This is a genomic window from Pseudomonas sp. 5Vm1k, assembly GCF_056161485.1.
The window spans coordinates 195549-214407 of sequence record NZ_JBSPCZ010000002.1 but is presented as its reverse complement, the minus strand read 5'-3'; the positions used below and the strand labels follow the sequence as shown (position 1 = coordinate 214407).

General features: G+C 54.9%; 15 protein-coding genes and 3 pseudogenes. 7 read left to right on the top strand and 11 right to left on the bottom strand.

Going from position 1 to position 18859, the window contains the following annotated elements; all coding sequences use genetic code 11:
• Positions 1 to 6 precede the first annotated feature (6 nt).
• A complete protein-coding gene (locus ACWIKB_RS04755; RefSeq protein WP_475265552.1) occupies positions 7 to 1590 on the top strand; it encodes an aldehyde dehydrogenase (NADP(+)) in 1584 nt (527 codons plus the stop codon).
• A 257-nt stretch (positions 1591 to 1847) separates the two neighbouring features.
• Positions 1848 to 2084: an ATP-binding protein gene (locus ACWIKB_RS04750; RefSeq protein ID WP_475265551.1), complete on the top strand. Its 237-nt coding sequence runs from the start codon at positions 1848 to 1850 to the stop codon at positions 2082 to 2084.
• A gap of 68 nt (positions 2085 to 2152) precedes the next feature.
• Here the strand turns inward: ACWIKB_RS04750 and ACWIKB_RS04745 are convergent, their stop codons facing one another.
• A complete protein-coding gene (locus ACWIKB_RS04745; RefSeq protein WP_475265550.1) occupies positions 2153 to 3664 on the bottom strand; it encodes a sensor histidine kinase in 1512 nt (503 codons plus the stop codon).
• On the bottom strand, positions 3654 to 4475 hold the full coding sequence (locus tag ACWIKB_RS04740) for an alpha/beta fold hydrolase (RefSeq protein WP_475265549.1): 822 nt from the start codon (positions 4473 to 4475) through the stop codon (positions 3654 to 3656). The genes ACWIKB_RS04745 and ACWIKB_RS04740 overlap by 11 nt, the downstream gene beginning before the upstream one ends.
• An 864-nt stretch (positions 4476 to 5339) precedes the next feature.
• Between ACWIKB_RS04740 and ACWIKB_RS04735 the strand changes: the two genes are divergently transcribed.
• Together ACWIKB_RS04735 and ACWIKB_RS04730 are read left to right on the top strand one after the other, a co-directional pair.
• Entirely contained in the window at positions 5340 to 5729 is a 390-nt protein-coding gene (locus ACWIKB_RS04735; RefSeq protein WP_475265548.1) for a hypothetical protein, read from the top strand.
• A gap of 219 nt (positions 5730 to 5948) precedes the next feature.
• A complete protein-coding gene (locus ACWIKB_RS04730; protein WP_475265547.1) occupies positions 5949 to 6389 on the top strand; it encodes a hypothetical protein in 441 nt (146 codons plus the stop codon).
• Between the two features lie 407 nt (positions 6390 to 6796).
• Here ACWIKB_RS04730 and ACWIKB_RS04725 read toward each other — a convergent pair whose 3' ends face one another.
• The 6 genes from ACWIKB_RS04725 to ACWIKB_RS04700 form a co-directional block, all read right to left on the bottom strand.
• A complete protein-coding gene (locus ACWIKB_RS04725; RefSeq protein ID WP_475265546.1) occupies positions 6797 to 7285 on the bottom strand; it encodes a GNAT family N-acetyltransferase in 489 nt (162 codons plus the stop codon).
• Between the two features lie 261 nt (positions 7286 to 7546).
• The gene (locus tag ACWIKB_RS04720; RefSeq protein WP_475265545.1) at positions 7547 to 8311 is read right to left on the bottom strand and encodes a carboxymuconolactone decarboxylase family protein; all 765 of its coding nucleotides are present in this window, start codon (positions 8309 to 8311) and stop codon (positions 7547 to 7549) included.
• Positions 8289 to 8786: a (R)-mandelonitrile lyase gene (locus ACWIKB_RS04715; protein ID WP_475265544.1), complete on the bottom strand. Its 498-nt coding sequence runs from the start codon at positions 8784 to 8786 to the stop codon at positions 8289 to 8291. The genes ACWIKB_RS04720 and ACWIKB_RS04715 overlap by 23 nt, the downstream gene beginning before the upstream one ends.
• 77 nt (positions 8787 to 8863) lie before the next feature.
• Positions 8864 to 9337: a cyclophilin-like fold protein gene (locus tag ACWIKB_RS04710; protein WP_475265543.1), complete on the bottom strand. Its 474-nt coding sequence runs from the start codon at positions 9335 to 9337 to the stop codon at positions 8864 to 8866.
• Between the two features lie 24 nt (positions 9338 to 9361).
• Complete coding sequence (locus ACWIKB_RS04705; protein ID WP_475265542.1) at positions 9362 to 10573, bottom strand: MFS transporter; 1212 nt, start codon at positions 10571 to 10573, stop codon at positions 9362 to 9364.
• Positions 10570 to 11598, bottom strand: coding sequence for an alpha/beta hydrolase (locus ACWIKB_RS04700; protein WP_475265541.1), 1029 nt, complete (start codon positions 11596 to 11598; stop codon positions 10570 to 10572). The genes ACWIKB_RS04705 and ACWIKB_RS04700 overlap by 4 nt, the downstream gene beginning before the upstream one ends.
• Before the next feature lie 171 nt (positions 11599 to 11769).
• Between ACWIKB_RS04700 and ACWIKB_RS04695 the strand changes: the two genes are divergently transcribed.
• Positions 11770 to 12699 (top strand): LysR family transcriptional regulator, encoded by a 930-nt coding sequence (locus tag ACWIKB_RS04695; protein WP_475265540.1) that lies wholly within the window; start codon positions 11770 to 11772, stop codon positions 12697 to 12699.
• A gap of 319 nt (positions 12700 to 13018) precedes the next feature.
• Here ACWIKB_RS04695 and ACWIKB_RS04690 read toward each other — a convergent pair.
• The 3 genes and pseudogenes from ACWIKB_RS04690 to ACWIKB_RS04680 all read right to left on the bottom strand — a co-directional run.
• Positions 13019 to 14379 (bottom strand): annotated as a pseudogene (locus ACWIKB_RS04690) (transposase).
• A gap of 231 nt (positions 14380 to 14610) precedes the next feature.
• Positions 14611 to 16116: a sensor domain-containing diguanylate cyclase gene (locus ACWIKB_RS04685; RefSeq protein WP_475265539.1), complete on the bottom strand. Its 1506-nt coding sequence runs from the start codon at positions 16114 to 16116 to the stop codon at positions 14611 to 14613.
• Positions 16117 to 16374: 258 nt separating this feature from the next.
• Positions 16375 to 16914: pseudogene (locus tag ACWIKB_RS04680) on the bottom strand (efflux RND transporter permease subunit); the annotation flags it as partial.
• Positions 16915 to 17275: 361 nt separating this feature from the next.
• Here ACWIKB_RS04680 and ACWIKB_RS04675 point away from each other — a divergent pair.
• Together ACWIKB_RS04675 and ACWIKB_RS04670 are read left to right on the top strand one after the other, a co-directional pair.
• Positions 17276 to 17449: pseudogene (locus ACWIKB_RS04675) on the top strand (LysR family transcriptional regulator); the annotation flags it as partial.
• A 270-nt stretch (positions 17450 to 17719) separates the two neighbouring features.
• The gene (locus ACWIKB_RS04670; RefSeq protein WP_461978105.1) at positions 17720 to 18289 is read left to right on the top strand and encodes a type 1 glutamine amidotransferase family protein; all 570 of its coding nucleotides are present in this window, start codon (positions 17720 to 17722) and stop codon (positions 18287 to 18289) included.
• Positions 18290 to 18859 lie beyond the last annotated feature (570 nt).

Sequence of the window (18859 nt, the reverse complement as noted above, 5' to 3'; positions counted from 1 at the left end):
AACCTTATGAACGCTGACACTGGACACAACTTTATCAGTGGCGGACGCAGCGCCATGGGACACACCCGCCTGCACAGTTTCGACGCCACCACGGGCCAGGAACTGCCGGGCTTCTTTATCGAAGCCACCCACGAGGAAGTGGACGCTGCCGCCCAGGCGGCGGCAACTGCTTACCCGTCTTACCGCACCATGCCTGCAACTCGGCGTGCCGCGTTTCTCGAAGCCATCGCCGATGAACTCGACGCCCTAGGTGACACGTTCATCGCAACGGTCTGCCGCGAAACAGCATTACCGGCTGCACGTATTCAAGGTGAGCGCGCCCGTACCAGCAGCCAAATGAGGCTGTTCGCCAAGGTGCTGCGACGCGGTGATTTCTATGGCGCACGTATCGACCGTGCCCTGCCCGATCGCCAGCCCCTGCCCCGTCCCGACCTGCGCCAATACCATATCGGCATCGGCCCCGTGGCGGTGTTTGGCGCCAGTAATTTCCCTCTAGCCTTCTCCACCGCCGGCGGCGATACCGCGGCTGCGCTCGCCGCGGGCTGCCCGGTTGTGTTCAAAGCGCACCCTGGCCACATGGCTACGGCCGAATGGGTTGCTCTCGCAATCATTCGCGCTGCCGAAAAGACTGGGATGCCAAACGGCGTCTTCAACATGATTTACGGCGGTACCGTCGGCGCTTGGCTGGTGCAACACCCCGCCATTAAAGCCGTCGGTTTCACCGGCTCGCTCAAAGGCGGACGAGCGTTATGTGACATGGCGGCAGCACGACCAGAGCCGATTCCGGTGTTCGCAGAGATGTCGAGCGTCAATCCGGTGCTGGTGCTACCTGAAGCGCTGAAAATTCGCGGTGCTAAAATTGCGGCTGAGCTCAGCGCCTCGGTGGTTCAAGGGGTAGGACAGTTCTGCACCAAACCAGGCATGGTGATCGGAATACGCTCTGCCGAGTTCCAAACGTTCATCGATGATCTGGCCCAACAGATCAACGCTCATCCTACGCAGACGATGCTCAACGCTGGCGGGTTGTGCCATTACTCCGATGGCTTGATTCGTCTGCATGATCATGCGCAGATCCACCATCGTGCGGGGCATCCTCAAGAGGGTGGCCAGGCTCATCCACAGCTGTTCGAAGCTGACGCCGAGCTACTGATCAACGGTGAAGAACTGCTTCAGCACGAGGTGTTTGGCCCGGTTGTCGTCGTTGTTGTGGTAGATGATCCGCAGCAACTCATACAGGCATTGCAAGGTTTGCAGGGACAACTGACCGCAACCTTGATTGCCGAGCCCGGAGACTTGGCAGCGTTCGCCGAGTTGATACCTTTGTTGGAACTGAAGGCCGGTCGCCTGTTGCTCAACGGTTACCCAACCGGTGTCGAGGTATGTGACTCGATGGTTCATGGCGGTCCTTACCCGGCCACCTCGGATGCCCGAGGCTCGTCTGTGGGAACGCTCGCAATTAATCGTTTTCTTCGCCCGGTTTGCTTCCAGAACTATCCAGACAGTCTGCTACCGGAAGCATTGAAAAACGCCAATCCTCTCGGCATTTTACGTTTGATAGACGGCGTCAACACAAACCAGATGCTGGGTTGATGATCTTGGGGGTGGATGGGGTACTTCAACCATTCCGCCCCATTTATTGGATGCCACCTGATGTATTTCGTATGAGCTGATCAGCCACCTCGGTTTAGTAAGATACAGAAAGTGCGCTCGAAGGACCCTGAGTGCACCGCCATCACGCAGTACCTTGATGTTGTAAATGGGCAGTTCCATGCGCTATCAGTGTCCAATGTTGCTTTACGGTGATCTAACATTTCCGATCAATGTGAAATTAGAAGCTATGGAAGAAGATGTTGTCTTCACCATTCACAACGGAGGCGAACCGATACCTGAGAACGTTTTACCGTTCATATTCAATCCTATGGGACGTTTTTTCTCAACGGTCGACTATAGACAACAGGCCTGCAGCAGGATTGGGCCTATTCATTGCCTCAGAAATCGTTGCCTCACACGCGGGCGTAATCACCGTAGATTCGGAAACGGAACTTGGCACTACATTTATCGTGAAGATTCCTAAAAGAACTTGAAAAAATAAGATGTTCCGAGAGCCCCGGATTCGAGAAATTCGATCACGGAACTCTGTGTGCTTCTGCCTTCATAGAGGAAAAATAGCCTTAAATGTTGTCCCTGCATCAATTGTCGAAGTAACTGAAACCGTGCCGCCGTGTGCCTTCACGATTTCGCTGACGATGAAAAGCCCTAGACCTACGCTGCGGGTGTCTCGAGGGAGATTGACGCCGCGAGTCATCGGACTGAAGACAGTGGCAAGGAAGTCTGGAGGAATTGGTGTACCCCAGTTATGCACAGTCAACTCAAAGCCCAGTTCCATAACGGAGGATGTGACTGTCACGGGACGATCTTCCGCACCATAAGCTACTGCGTTAGAAATTAAGTTGCCTGCCAGTTGCGCAAGCCTATCGCCGTCCGCAACGCATAAACCTTGGCCATGTGTTGAATAGACAAGCTCTCGTTTTGGATAAACGATTCTGAGTTGCTCGACAGCCCCTGCAATGAGCAGATGCAGATCGGTGGTCGCTTTTGTAATTCCGATACCACGCCCTATTCGCGCCTGCGTGAAATCCAACAAATCGTTGATTAGCCTGCGCGCTCTTTGCGCCGCTTCGTGAGCGTGACGAACAAATTTTTGCTGCTTCGGCGTCAGTCCCTGGCCCGCAAGCATTTCGGTGGTCATTGAGATCACCGAGAGAGGATTACGCAGATCGTGACTCACGATCCCGATCATCTGCTCGGAAAAAAGAGCGCGATCTTCAGCCGCAGCTTGCTCACGTTTTACGTCGGTAATGTCATGAAGGATGCCAACAAACTGCACAAGCTTATTAGCGGGATCGAATGCAGCGCGACCAGTCGAGAGCACCGTGCGCTGAACGCCGTCAATTCCGTTCAATCGGTAGATACAGCGATACTCCTGAGCTACCGATTCAAGGGCCGCCGAAAAGAGTTCGGCTTCCCTCTGCTGGTCTAGGGGCTCAATGACGCTTGAGTAAGCGGAAGCGGAAACAAACTGGCTTGATGGGTAACCAAGTAGTTGCGCGACGCTATCATCATAACGGCGCTCGAGCGTCACCGGGTCGACATCCCACACGTGCATCTGGGCCGATTCCAAAGCAATCCGTAGCCTGGCATCGGCCACCGAAAGATCTCGTTGGAGCGCTAAGTGTGCTTCGAGTGAATCCTCCGCCTGCCGCTTGGAAATCAATACTTCTTGCTCGAATCGGTGCCTCTCGATTACCACAAATGCCGAAACCTCATCGAAGACGCTACCGCAGTGCTCTCTCCTTCTTACATTGAGAATCATCGGCACTTTTTTTCCGTCAGACGTTGCAAACTCAAGCTTTACCTCGGAAATGGAACCCTGCATCTCCAGTAAAGGTATCCAGTGAGTTTGATGGAAAATTCGTCCTCCGATGGTAAGCAATTCTTGCAGTTTACGATGGCCAATTAGCTGGTCTTTCGGGTATCCCAGCCATTCACAAAAAGTGGTATTCGCCCGGAGGATTAAGCCAGCCTTGCTCGTGACAATCAGGGCGCAGGGAGCGTGCTCATAAAGAGAGTCTGCATCGGGAAGCGAGTCGCCATCAGCTCGCATGAGCAATTCGACCTTGGACGCTTTCAATAAAGTTATGGATCGCCTTGATGCAAAGGTCAGGTGCACTGAGGTGCGGACAGTGCCCCATGTTTTCTATCACCTCAAGTCGATTATCTGGAATCACCTTGTGGAGGTATTGACCAACCTCAACAGGGGCGATGATGTCCTCGGACGACTGAATAATCAGTGCAGGCGCCTGTAGCTTCGCCACATCACTACGATTGTCCGAAAGGAATGTTACCCTCGCGAACCGCTTTGCAATGTCTGGGTCGGTCTGGCAGAAACTGTTAGTCAGCTCGACACCAAGGTGGGGCTGGCCAGGCGCGCCCATGATGGCCGGTGCCATGGAACTTGACCAGCCCAGGTAATTACTTTCCAAAGTTTCCAGGAGTGAATCAATATCTTCCCGGCTGAAGCCGCCAAAGTAATCTCCATCATTGATGTAGGACGGTGAAGGGCCAACCATGACATGAGCCCCGATGAGGTCAGGACGCATGTTGGCGGCGATTACCCCAACCATGGCACTGACAGAATGCCCTACAAATATGACCGGGCCGTCAGCAAATTCCTCGATGATCTCCACGACGTCTTGAGCGTACCCTTTCAATGTCGAATACCTCACAACCTCGTAGGCTGTGAGGTCGGATTTACCACAGCCTACAACGTCGAAAAGAATCGTTTGATACCCTTCGCAAAAGGCTGGCTCAACCAGTCTCCACATATTTTGGTCGCATCCAAAACCGTGCGCAAATACCAGCGTGGCAGGGCCTGAACCTCGAACGCGTACATTGTTGCGGATTAGGACAGACATTTCTGCTCCTGCGCTGATCGATGGGAGTCGATTCGTTGAGGTGGGTTTTAGCAGTCTACGTCATCCGCTAGAACAGTCTCGGTTTGGATAGTTTGCGTTGAACCGTCGGCAACCCATCGAATGACGACCAATCAGCTCCACCCACCCGCCTGAGTCCATATCACGAATGATCCGTGAATCGAGACCTGCGAGTGTTCGACTGCTAAAAGAGTGAAGGTAGAGGTCAGACAAACGAGCTAAAGATAAATTCCTTTCTTAAGTTCAGCGAATTATCTTCTAGATCACGAAATAAGTTTACGCTTAGCGTTGAAAAACCATTCACCACCGGAAGACGTAGGAGCGCTTCATGGCGGTGCCTCTGGCACATATCAACGAAACTCTAAGGTGGGTTAATGCGCAGACAAAAAAAATTCAATGCGCCGGCTGGAGACAGTCATATTAGGTATGGCATCAGGATCAATCCAGTCAGATAGCTGGCAAAAAAAACGAACCTCTCAAAGCCGAAACTGGTCAGAATCGTTCTGAAGGCATTGGTGCCTAACTGCTACTGAGGGGCAGTGAAAAGCGTGCGGAGCAGAAAATGAATGACATCACGAACGACTTGCCTGAAGCCATTCGGCGCCAGGCTGACAGGATACTGCGTGACATCGAACATGCCGGCTCCATGATTGTTACCGTCGAAAGCGGCGCAAGAGCAAACGGCTTCGTCCTGGGAATAATGTGCTCGGGAGCCCTTCCTACAGAGCGATGCGAATCACTATCCATATACTTCGATGACCTTGTGGAGAAGAGACTGAGATTGTTAGCTCTTGGCCTTTAGCATTCTCATGATTTGAACTTGAAGAGCAGTGCGTGAGGGATCGGATGAAGTATTTCATATTCCTTATTGGTATAGCTTCGTTGGTCGGCTGCGTTTCGCCTACCGAATATTCTTCCGGGAAGGCGGAGGCAGTCCCACCGTCGCGTCTCTATGGATTCACCAAAAAATCTGACGCGCAGTTGATCGTGGTGAGTGATTCTCGCCTTCTGGAAAAATGCGCTACCCGACTCTCGATTGATGGGAGGCCTGCTGCTGACTTGCTTCCAGGAGAAGAAGCGAATTTCAGCGTTACCATTGGCATGCACAAGCTAGTAGCGCTACCACTGGACGACTGCGCAAATTCGACGGTGCAAGAGGCCAAAGTAAATGTGAAAGCGGGTGACGCTTTGATTAAGAGAATAGAGCGGGCTGGTCTTAACCCGGTTTCGTATTGAAATCCAGGTTACGACATTTGTGAAGCTAATGAGCCCGAGACCGAAAGGATCTAATGCTCCGGGACTCATCGATCTATAGTGATTGGTCAGTCGCCCGACAAGAGTGCAGCGTCGCACCTGAGGCCGATGGCACTATTCGATTTCAATCCACGCTTTGCTTAAAATTCAGACCAAGTGACTCCCATCGAAACCTCACTTCTTAGGCGTTCGATAGTGGCTATGAAGCCGATCCTGTTTGGTGCTATCACTCTGGCGATGATCGGAATGACGACCTATGGGCTGATCCAGTGGAGAGCCGCCGAAAAGTACAATCAAGACGTTTTGTGTACTGAAGCGAAGCACGCCTTAAATGGGGTGCAAATTCGAGCGCGAGCATTGGCTGCGGGGATGACCGTAGAAGCATACGTTGGTGCCGAAGAGGAGGAAGTAGCGAAACTAATCAGTGCTCTCGAAGGTGCGACTAGCGCCACGGAGATTGACGAGGTCATGGAAAACCACGCTGCTGCCATAGAAGCGGAAGATGCCGCTATTGAGGCAGAGGTGAGCGCACGAGGCAATCAAACTTTCCTGGAACAACGATTAAAAAAACAGCGCATTCCTGTAGACGTTAAACAACAGCTCGAACGTACCGCAAAGGCAGTCAATCGCAGTTGTAATTAGAGCTCAGCGATAGAAAGTCTTCCCCCCCAATCGGTCCGACCCAAACTCTCATCCGATCCATAAAAAGGTCTCTATTGTACTCAAACCAAGATCACTTGGTTAGCCAGGACTCGATGTATCGGAACCGTATGTCGCTCTCTATTTTTTCAAGGTTCGTTGATTACCACCAATTGTCTCAACGACAACACTTCTCGCACTACCTTCAATGCCACGCCAAATGATCAAGATCGTACCTCTACTTTTGGGTGACTTAATCTAATCGCCAATGGAGCCAACGCTTTGTAAGCGTCCGGTAATCCCACCCCTTGTCCCTAGGCTGCACTGCCCATTCAGCACTGCCCCACCTGAACCAAAACAACCAACTGAATACCTGAAAGCAGCTGCATTAAGCGGGCTTTCAAGGTGAGTTATGGTCGGGCCGCTCTGCTGCGGGCCATATGGATGAGTGCTGATCTACGACTATCCAGGGTAATTCGCTTTTCGACAGCAAATGGTAAGAAGCCCAGTTTTGGATAAAGCAGCAAGCCTGCTGTATTTTCATTGAAGCACGAGATCTGCACCTCTGTGGCGTTATAGCGGTCGAACGCCAGAGCTGTCATCGTCTCCACGATGAAGGTCGCCACACCCTTACCTCGTGCCTCTTTGGCAACGATTACATTGCCGATACAGCAAACCCCACCCGTTTCAGCCCGATAAAAGTTAGCAAAGCCGACGACGCTGTTCGCGGTCTCGACAACCGTCGAGTCGAATCGTTGAGTAATAGCGTTAGACAGCTGAGCTTCAGTCAGAGGGTATTGAGCTTTCGGGAACATATAAAACAGTTCCCGAGCGTTCAGGGGAAAGCTACAGATAATTTTGATGTCATCAGCCTTCACTGGCCTGTGTTGCAATATCATCGCGCGTCCTTGAGGTCTATGCATCCGGCATTCTAGCTCACCTAGATTTACTCAAACACCTTGCTTAGTTACCGTGGCCCCATTGATGCGGTAGCAGGTTTGCAATATCCCACGCCCGCTGCGTCGGCAGCCGAGTCAGTACGTCCGATAGTGGTCTCAGTGCATTAGGAGCTTAGCATTCGCCCGCAAATTCAAAATCCACGATTCCGATAGCCGTTATTAGCAGAGCCCATCAATTTCTCGTCGCCATCGGTGGCGTAGTCAGCCCCTGACTTTTTCCAAGGCCACAACAATGCGCTCAGCCGCCTCTTGGTCACCAGTGCGTTTGAAGTCGCTAGCCACATGGTTCAACTGCTGTGCCGTGAGGCCAACATTCATGCTGATCTTCAGGTGCGACTCCAACTGCGGCTCTAGCCCCGGCATCGCGGCAAGTGCCCCAACGGTGGCCAGTTCACGAGCAGCCCAATCGAGGTTGTCTCGGGCGAAGATATCGCCGAACAGATGAACCTTCAAAAACTGGTCAATCGCAGGGGCAAACTCAAACAACGGTCCTGAAACCGGTGCACCCACCAGACGGGTTTGATTGTCGGTGCCCAGGTCGAGCAAAGCGTGCCCCGACGGCACAGGGCCTGGTTCACGTCCCGGTTCGTCGTGAGCGCCGCGTGCTTCGCGCTCTTGCAACACGTTCATCAGCAGCGATAGTGCATTGAGGCTGCGCGGGAACCCGGCGTACGCATAGAGCTGAACCAGGATTTCCTTACTCTCACTAATCGTCAGACCGGCATCGAGACCGTGATTGAGCGCATCGCGCAAACGGGGCATATCGCCGGTCGACATGCTAGCGCCGAGAGAGGCGACCGCCAGTTGTTTTGCACTCAGGGTTTGTTCAGTCACCATCTGTGTCTCCGAAGTGTGTGGGGTACTGGCACTCGATACGTGAGCACCTACAACACTGGCCAGCACAACCAGGCCGGCCAAAAAACCCAAGCGGGCATCGCGGTATTTACCGGGTTTGGTAGTATTCATCGCCGACCTTTTCCATCCAGATGCCGTTCTTACCGTTCTCCGTGTCTGTGATTGCTAGGTGGGTCATGGCCGTCGAAGGCGCGGCGCCGTACCAATGTTTAACCCCCGGCGGGCACCACACCACATCACCGGGACGTAGCTCCTGCGCGGGCTTGCCCCATTCCTGGGTACGCCCCACCCCAGCCGTGACAACCAGATATTCCCCGGCCGGGTGCGCGTGCCAGGCCGAACGTGCGCCTGGCTCAAAGGTGACGTAGGCGGTAGAGGTGTTGATGCTGGCGTTTGCAGCGCTTAACGGGTCGATCCGCACGTGGCCAGTGAAATAGTCGGCGGGCCCTGTCATCGAAGCCTGCTCGCCCGCAGGTGTGATTTTCTGGCTGGCTGGGCTCAGCTCGGCCGCGAAGGCTGGCCCGATACAGGTCGCGGTGAGCAGCGCCAGTGCGGCCACAGTTGAATGAGTGTGCTTAGGCGGCATAAGAAGCTCCTGGATCAACGTGCAAGTGGGTTGTGCGCAACGCGTGAAATTAATGGCCGGGCGGAAGACCACTGAAACTAGTCTGTTGAAAACGTCACTCGAACATCGTCGCGACCCAGAGCCTGCGAGAGACCCGCAGGGTTGTCGATGCGGCCGAGACGGGTATAGCTGTAAGACGAGTTGAAGGTTTTATAAAAGACCACCAACGAGTCGGCGCCGTACAGGAGGAAATCACCGTTGTGGATTGTTCCAGGTGGATAAGTTTGAGTGGGTAACGGGCGCTGCAAGGTGACGTGCTTTTCGTTGTCGTTCAGATCGCTCATCTCCAGGGTGAGCGGCAAACAGGCGGAAAGCTCCCGAGTGGTCGGGTTGTCCTCAAGGGTAATGGCGAAGCGCTGTTGGCCTATGGTCATCCACATCGTGTAGTTCTCCATGCCTGTTGACGGGCCGGCGATATGTGTCGCGGCTGCGAGGGGCAATGCCAATAGGGCAAATGGCATCAAGGCCGCGAACCAGAAGCCCTTCCATCCAGGGGAATGATCGATAAACATAACTTTCTCCTTGGAATAGAGGGTTCACAGGGGTGGCGGCACCGGCGAACGAGAGGTTAGAAAGGTTAACAAGGCGGCGAGCGTCAGCATCGCGGCGCTTGCGATAAAGGTACTCTGGTAGCCAAGTGCGTCAAACAGTACACCACCGACGGTGGAGCCTACGGCAATAGCTAATTGAACAATCGCCACCATCAGGCCGCCGCCCGCCTCGGCGTGATCCGGCAAGGCGTGCGCAATCCAGCCCCACCAGCCCGCGGGCGCTGCCGTCGCAATAAAGCCCCAAAGTCCGAGCAATACCGCCACCGCGATAACCCAGGTGTCTGCAGGAATCAGCGCTACCGCAATAACCGCCATCAGTAGCGAGATGGTACTTAAGGTGCCGTACAGGCTGCGCGTGAGCACTAATCCAATCAGCGCTGTTCCGCAAAAGCCAGCGACGCCTATCACCAATAGCATTAGAGTAAGAATGGGCACGCTGACGTGGGTGACCGTTTCCAGAAACGGGCGCAGGTAGGTGAATAGCGTAAATTGGCCCATAAAAAACAAGCCGGCAGCCGCCATGCCCAGCGCCACCTTGCGATTTTTCAGCAGTTTGAAAACATCGCCAGCACCCGGCGAACGCTTCTGCACTGCCATGCTTGGTAGGCTTATCCACTGCCAAACCAGCGCAATTGACGCCACCGGAACCAGGCACAAAAACGCACCTCGCCAACCCACAATTGAGCCCAGATAACTGCCCAGTGGGGCTGCCACCACTGTCGCCAGGGCGTTGCCGCTGTTGAAAACAGCCAGCGCCCTGGGCACCTGTGCAGTGGGCACCAGGCGCATCGCAGTGGCTGCGGACATCGACCAAAATCCGCCAATCACAACGCCGATCAGGGCTCGCCCGACCATGTAGATCAGGTAGTTCGGGGCAAGCGCCACAATGGCGCCCGACACCGCCATCAAACCGGTCAGGGCCAGCAGCAGGGTCTTTCTGTTCAGGGAGCCGGCGATCCAACTAATCGACAGGCTGGCCAACACCGCAAACGCGCCAGAGATGGCCAGCCCCTGCCCCGCCAAGCCCTGGCTTACCCGCAGGTCGTTTGCCAAGGGTGTCAGCAGGCTGACGGGCATGAACTCCGAGGCGATCAGCGCGAAGACGCACAGCGTCATTGCATAAACACCTCCCCAATGGCCGGTACGCGTACCTGTTTCGCCCAAGGCGTTGGTGTGCAGGTGGGCGTCAACGCTCATTTCAGGTGGTCCTGAAAGAACTGGGTCAGCTTGGCGAAAGGAATCAGGTCGACGCGGTCATACAGATCGACATGGCCTGCGTTGGGCACAATGACTAATTCTTTAGGTTCGCCTGCCAGACGAAACGCCTCTTCGCTGAACTCGCGGGAGTGAGCGTTCTCACCTGCAATAAACAACATCGGGCGAGGCGAAATGCTCTCGATATCTACGAATGGGTAGAAATTCATGAACTTGGTATTGCTGCTCAGCGTCGGGCGGGTGGTCTGTTGCGGCGTGGAACTGGGCGGGGTGAATTCGCCACGCGGGGTACGGTAGAAATCAAAGAACTCGCGCTGAATCGGATGGGTGTCAGCACTCAGCTCTTGCACCGTGCCGCCGGTGTATTCGATCTTGCCGCCCGCGAACTCCACATAACGCTGCTCGGAAGCCGCTGCGATGACCTGCTTGCGCTGTTCAAGGGTTTGCGAATGCTTAAGCCCGTTGCGACTGGCTGCACCCATGTCATACATGCTGACCGTGGCGACAGCCTTCATGCGCGGGTCGATTTTGGCTGCACTAATTACAAAGCTACCGCTGCCACAAATCCCCAGCACGCCGATGCGCTGGCGATCAATAAAGGGCCGCGTTCCAAGGTAATCCACAGCGGCACTGAAGTCCTCGGCGTACACGTCCGGCAGTACCGAGTTACGTGGTTGGCCTTCGCTTTCACCCCAGAACGACAAATCCAGCGCCAGGGTAACGAAGCCTTGCTCCGCCAATTTTTGCGCATAGAGGTTGGAGCTTTGCTCCTTTACCGCGCCCATGGGGTGGCCAACGATAATGGCCGGGCTGCGGGTGGAGCTGTCCGGCCCTTTCGGGATGAATAGATTGCCCACTACATTGAGCTGGTACTGATTTTTGAAGCTGACCTTCTGCACGGTCACCTTGTCACTTTTAAAGAAATTATCTGCACCGTTGGACATATCGGCTCCTAAGGCGGTGAATGAACTAATTAGCAACCCGAGCATTACGAGAAGTCTTTTCATGGGGCGTCCTTTTGAGGGAAAGCTGAAGGTGACGCAGCACGAGGCTTGCCCCTCTTCATGGCGATAGGCTGGGATGCGGGGTAGTGTTACGCAATAACGAGATTTTGATTAGCTAATGAATGCTTAATGTGGCTATAACCTCGCCTAATCAATAAATCGAGCGTGCCCGCCATGGCCAAACCCAATTTCAATGATCTGCTGGCTTTCGTGACCGTGGCGCGGGTGGGCAGCTTTACCCGCGCGGCGGTTCAGCTCGGGGTGACGCAATCAGCAGTGAGCCAGGTGGTTTCCGCACTGGAAGCTCGTTTGAAAATTCGCTTGCTGACCCGCACCACGCGCAGCGTGTCGCTGACGGCGGCGGGCGAGCGATTGCTGGAAGCGGTGGGCCGTCGCTTTGATGAAATCGAGGCCGAAGTGGAAGCTTTGACCGAGCTGCGCGATAAGCCGGCCGGGACGGTACGCATTACCTGCGGCGACAACGTGATCAAGACAACCCTGCTGCCCAAGTTGGCGCCGTTGCTAAAGATGTACCCGGATATCAAGCTGGAATTCGATATCAACTACGGCTTTCGCGATATCGTCGCCGACCGCTTCGATGCCGGCGTGCGCTTCAGCGAGACGGTGGCCCAAGATATGATCGCCGTGCCCATTGGCCCGCCGATACGAATGGCCGTAGTGGCTGCGCCAGGCTATTTCGCGAAACACCCTACCCCGGAACACCCTCGCGATCTAACAGCACACCGCTGTATCGATATCCGTTTTCCCACCTATGACGGCGTGGATGCATGGGAATTCGAACGTCTGGGCAAGAAGCTTAAGGTACGTGTAGACGGTCAGCTGGTATTCAACTCCACCACCCATATCGCCGATGCTGCGGTGAGTGGGCTGGGCATCGCCTATCTGCCCGAGGACGAGTTTGCCCCGCACCTAACCGAAGGGCGGCTTGTTCGGGTACTAGAGGACTGGTGTGAACCCTTCGGCGGCTTTCATCTGTACTACCCCAGCCGCCGACAACCCTCCCAGGCGTTTTCGCTGGTCGTTGATGCATTGCGGGTTGATCGTTTGCCGCCGACCGTTGATCCGCGCGAGACGGACGGCTAACCGCTCTCGCTGATGCGATTACGCGCGGAAACGCTCCAGCGCTTGCAAAGACACATGCAATCAAAGCAACCTGATTGCGCATGCAACCAATGCCGAGCTCCTGGCGAGCTATACCCTATGGATAGGAGAGACTTAGAGGCAAGGTGAGTGTCTGGTATGGGTCGATTCTGTTGAAAAAGTCGGATTTTCAGATCGCCTGAACTCAGGCACGACCACCACCGGAGAACCTACTCACCACGTTGAGTGGTTTCTCGGCCCTTCGTTCGCCTTTGCTGCTCTGTTAGGTTAGTTTGAGGTTTTTTGCTGAGTGCAGGCGCACCTATTCCGTAGAAGGTGGCCCTTGACAGGTAAGTTTGGCAAGACGTCGTAAGTTCTGCACCGCAGCGGCCAGCGTAAATTCATCAGTCATGCCACGTAGTCGCAAGCGATCCAGTTTCAGGATGCGCTTGAGGTGGGCAAACAACATTTCGACCTTTTTACGTTCGTGGCGAGAGCGCACATACGCAGGTGTCGCTGCGATTCGTCGAGCCACATCACACGCGGTTTCATGGACGCTGCGAGCGATCTTGCGGAACGCAGTGTTCGGGCAGCACTTGGCTTTCATCGGACAGGCAATGCAGTCCGCCTGCCGGGATCAGAAGATGATGGTGTCGGCTTTGGTGACGTGCGAACGCTCGTTCTTGAAGACTCGCCATTCGCTGCGCAATGCGTTGCCGGTCGGGCAGCGGTATTCCTCCGCCTCTTCATTCCAGTGGAAATCGGTGCTCGAGAAACTGTCGTTCTTGCGCTTGGTTTTGTTCCACACCGGCACATGCGGCTCGATGTCTTTTTCCTCCACCATCCAGGCCAGCATCGGCGCTGTGCCGTAAGCGGTGTCGCCAATGAGGCGCTCTGGCTTGATGTCGAACTGCGCTTTGACCCGATCGATCATCGTCTTGGTACTCTCGACTTCTGCGGTTCGATGAGCCGGTGTAGGTTCCACATCCATGATCACGCCGTGCTCCGTATCGATCAGATAATTCGTGGAGTAAGCGTAGAACGCTGGGTCGCCTGGAGCAGCGGGCCAGCGGGCCAGCGGGCTTGAGGATCCGTCAGCGACAGGCGCTTCGGTAGCGTTTCGGCCAGAGCCTCTTCATCGAGGGCTTCAAGGTATTCACGCACGGCGCGGGTGCTCAGGGCCGGATCGCTCCAGACGACCGGTTCATCTCCCGGTACGCCGCGCTGCCGACTCGCATCCGCGTTGATGATGCTCGCGTCCACGGCAAAGCCTAAGCCCTTGACCAGACCGGCGTCCATGCAGCGACGCAGCACTTCAATGAACAACCGGCGAAACAGATCACTGTCGCGAAAACGGCCGTGTCGATTTTTGGAAAAGGCCGAGTGGTTGGGGGGTTCGTCTTCAAGGCTCAACCGGTAGAACCAGCGATACGCCAGGTTCAAATTGGCCTCTTCGCACAACCGCCGCTCTGAGCGAATGCCGTAGCAATAGCCGACGATGCGGATCATCAGTTCGGGATCAAACGACGGACGCGGGCTATAGAAATCGGCGAGGTAATGGCGCAGGTCGCTCAGATCGAGACGCCGATCGATGCTGCGCAGAAGGTGAGTGGCGGGGATGTGATTTTCAAGGTTGAACGAGTAAAACAGCCGCTCCTGCCCACTCGATAACTGTCCCATCATGCTGCGTGCTTCCCTGCTGGCCAATGCAGAGATTTTGCCGTAGGCCAGACAGGGGAGCTATTTTTTCAACAGAGTCGGCCAGAAACTGGCATTCAAGGATCCCGCTAAACCACCATTGATTCTTGCAGATGTAGCCAATAAACGATGAACATCGCAGATAGCAGAATCATTAAAATATGGAGGAATATTGTGCAGTTCCAATTTGACAGCAAGTCAGTTGCGAACGTCTTATCACGGTCCCCCTTTCACGAACTGATTACGGCCCAGCGCCTTGGCGCCATAGAGCGCCCGATCTGCCAGCTCGATCAATCTTTGCAAATGATCCAGTTCCGAACCCGTGGCGGCAGCAATCCCGATGCTTACGCTAACCCGCCCAAACGGGCTGGACTTATGTGCAATATTCTCTTGCGCCAGGCGATCAAGGATAAGTTGCGCCACTACCGTTGCACCATCAATGTCGGTGTCAGGCATGATTACACTCATCTCTTCTCCGCCATAACGTGCCACCTGGTCCGACGGCCGCCGCACACATTCCTCCAAGACTCTGCCAACTGTTTGTAGGCACGCATCTCCGGCTACATGCCCGAGAGAGTCGTTGAACAGCTTGAAGTAGTCGATATCGATCATCAGCAATGCCAACGTCGTGCCGTCACGTTGTGCGCGCCGTGCTTCCATGGCGAGGCTCTCGTTAAAGCAGCGTCGATTAGCCAGCCCCGTCAGGGCATCCTTCATTGCGAGCAACTCAAGCTGCCGATTGGATGAGAGCAGCAACTGCTGCGTCCCCCGCAACTGGTCTTCTGCCTTGGTGCGCCGACGGATATCCAAGATCAGGAACCAGCCGATCAGGCCGGTAAGCCCCAACAGTCCCGTGACCACCAATGCCGACAGCCATGCCTCCATTCGCCACGCGGCGAGGGCTTCGCGCTTGCCGAGTGCGACGGTGGTTATTAATGGCAGCCGATCACTCTTGCGGAAGGCGTAGAGCCGCTCCACACCATCCAGGCTGGAGGTAAACGACGCCGTGCCAACTGATCGATCGACGAGATACTTTGCATAGATCGGCGACCTGGAAAAGTTGCGCCCCATGTCCTGCTCGCGGAACGGATAGCGAACCAGCAACGTACCATCGGTATAAGACAACCCGATGGCCCCCTCCTGCCCTACGTCGATTTTTCCAAACAGGCGCAGGAAGTTTTCGATTCCTAAGGTGACCGCGACCACGCCGGCAAACTCGCCGCGAGTATCGTTGAAACGGCGGCTCACGGTAATCACCCACTCTTGATTGGAGCGGCTCTGAATCGGCGGACCGATAAAGATCTCGCGGGATGGATCGCCGCGGTGATGAGTGAAGTAGGCACGATCACTGCTGTTCACTCCGGCTGGAATCGGCCGATTGGAGGGCATCAACCAGCGTCCCTGATTATCGTAGATTGTGATGCCACTGAGCTGTGGCATCAGCGGCTCCTGGCGGTTGACCAGTGCACTCAAGCGTTGAATCTGTGCAGGGCCACTACCTTCAGTCTCCAGGCGCTCAACGAGCCCGAGCAGAATCAGCGAGCTCTGGCGGACAATGCCTTCGGAGTAAGTAGCCAGCGCCTGGGTAAGGTTCAATCCATGGACATCCACGTCCTCCAGTGCTCGCTCTCGAGAGGCCAATACCTTCCAGACCGTTAGTGACGCCAGGGAGCAACCGATGACTAGCAGCAAAAACACAACCAGATGGGAATCACGCTTCACATTACTACCTTATGGAAAGTCCGGTTTTCCGTTCCAGCGACTGATGGATCAACTCAAAAACTTCAGCCGCATGTCCTTGTCTCAAACAAGGATACAATTAGCGGTGGGTCACCGTAGCAACAGATTATATGGTGGGGAAAACTATATTTCTTCCTCGCGACGCCATACCCAGACGAGGCGGGCCACAGATTTCAGGAAAGAGAATTCGCGCTTGCTCAAACAACGTCAAGAATGCCAGTCCAAACCATCGCCAGGCTTTCAGGATGTGATTTGCCTGGGGAGGTCCAGACAACGGATGTGGGCTATTCGCGTGGAAGGAAAAGAGGCCAGCCAGGGGCGGGCATCCCTTTCAAGCTTTAGTACGTACGCCGGTTTTACTGTTTCAGTCTGACCCTTGTTTTCAGGATGGATCTTGAACCAGATGGAGTACATCGCTGGCACGAACACCAGCGTCATGATGGTGCCGACGAACGTGCCTCCGATCAGTGTGTAGGCCCGAGTCCCCCAGAAGACGGAGTGTGTCAGCGGAATGAATGCCAGGATGGCCGCAAGCGCTGTCAGCAGTACTGGGCGGGCGCGTTGTACCGTGGCTTCGACCACTGAGTGGAACGGGTCCAGCCCTTCGTGCCCGTTGTGATGAATTTGCCCAATAAGAATCAACGTATTGCGCGTCAGAATGCCCGAAAGAGCGATTAGACCGACCAAAGCGTTGATATCAAACGGCTGCTGGAAAATAAGCAGTGTCGGCACCACACCAATTAACCCTAGTGGCGAGGTGAGGAACACCATGATCAATGCTCACCGACCCTGCAAAAGTGCTGCTAACACCCAAGCGACTTAGCGCTCGTGAGCATCCAGGTATCACTGCCTGGGTAGCCCTTCCACTGTACCAGGAGTGCCTTGAACAAGGTCGGTCAGGGCTTCGCCAAATACTACCGCGCGAAGCAATATCATCGTCATTTTCCTCATTTTTTTCGTAGGGATAACTGCTGGCTGATCAGCTTTTGTTAACGCCAACGCTGAATTGACCCACGTGCTGACGTGCGATTAACCCACCCTCAAGTCAACACAAATCCAGTAAAAGTAGTGGTTATCGAGGAGTCTGCCCGGGTCAGTGATATCTCGGCAACTGGGTCAATTCGGTGCCGGCGCCAACAGGCTGGACGTCAGCGCTGACGTGAGCGCCGGGCGACTGGTCGTGTTGCTGGCGGATCATCCGGGCAACGCTTCGCCGTTAGGCATGGTCTGTCCGCACCGCAAGCAGATTTCTCCTGCCGTTTCGCAACTCTATACGTGGTTGAGAAGCCAGTTTTCCCGAATGGAGCCTGTTTGAACCTGGGCGTCTGGCTTAAAGTCTCCCAGGTAAGAACGGCGGGCTGCGCAGCGTAACGAAACACCCTCTCAACGTTTCACGCCTGAATATGCCGCCGCGTTGATCACTGTCATTGTCATTGTCATTGTCAGTTGAAACACACACTGCCAATACTCAGCCACATCATTCATCAGCCCCGCTGGCGTCTACACTCGACGGCCATGCCCACCAGGACAACCCTGCTGGGCAGGTTGCTGCTGATTATCATGGAAACTTGAGAAGGACACTCAAATGGTACGTGCCGTTACTATTCTCACCGAGAATTTTTCTGACTGGGAGCCCGCGCTGATCAACTCCACGGGCCGCGCCTACTATGGCTTCGAGACTTGTTTTGCCGCTCCCGGTGGCAAGCAAGTGACATCATCCGGAGGCATGACCATCATCCCCAACCTGGCCATCGAGGCCATTCGGCTGGACGATGTCGACTTGCTGATTGTGACGGGAGGCCCGATCTGGAAAACAGACAAGGCACCCGCCATCGAGGCGCTGGTCCGTGAGGCCCACGACAGGAACATCGTCGTGGCGGGAATCTGTGACGGTACCCGCGTACTGGCCAAGGCTGGAGTGCTGGATCACTTGCAGCACACCTCCAATTCCGTTGACAACCTGAAGCAGGTGCATTATCGCGGAGCAGATTATTACCAGGACGTACCGTACGCCGTTGCCGACCAGGGTGTGGTCACGGCTCCCGGCAGCGCGCCGGTCAGTTTCATGGCGCAAATTCTCGACACCTTGGGTTTGAACGACAAGAAGCTGGATGCCTACCTGGCCATGCATGCGGCTGAACATATTCACGGCTGAACCCTTCCCTCTATCTCTCCCCTCACCTCGGCGCTGCGGCCTGTTACCGGGCCGTAGCGCACTTCACCGTTGAACTACTCCTCCAATACTGCGCTGAAAACAACCCCTGTTTGTTCTCCACTGCTGAACCGCAGTTCCAGATCGTCCGACAATTATTTTTAATAATCGGAAAAATCTTACTTGCGGTTACGACATTTCCGACTAGGGTTACTCCCCATGACGCGTAGGGGTTTCCTTGGCTCCATAAGGACGAGTTTGGAGCCGTGTCAAAGAATGCATTATTGAGATCGCCAAGAGGCGACACTTTTCGACCAAAGCTAAGGAATGGCTAAATGTTTTTCTCTGCCGACATGACTGTGGCTCGATGCCTGCCGCACTCGCTTGTGTCCCCGGCTTTCAGCTCCTCATCCCATGAGCGAACTGCTGTAAGCAATAACTCCCATACCCTCAGAGCCGTGCCCGAGATGAAGTCAGGCTCTCTCCTTAGCGTGCGCCTTAGAAATTGATTGGCCCGCTCATAGCCAGTAAATCACCGACACATTTTTACGACATGACTGACTGAGTCTGTCG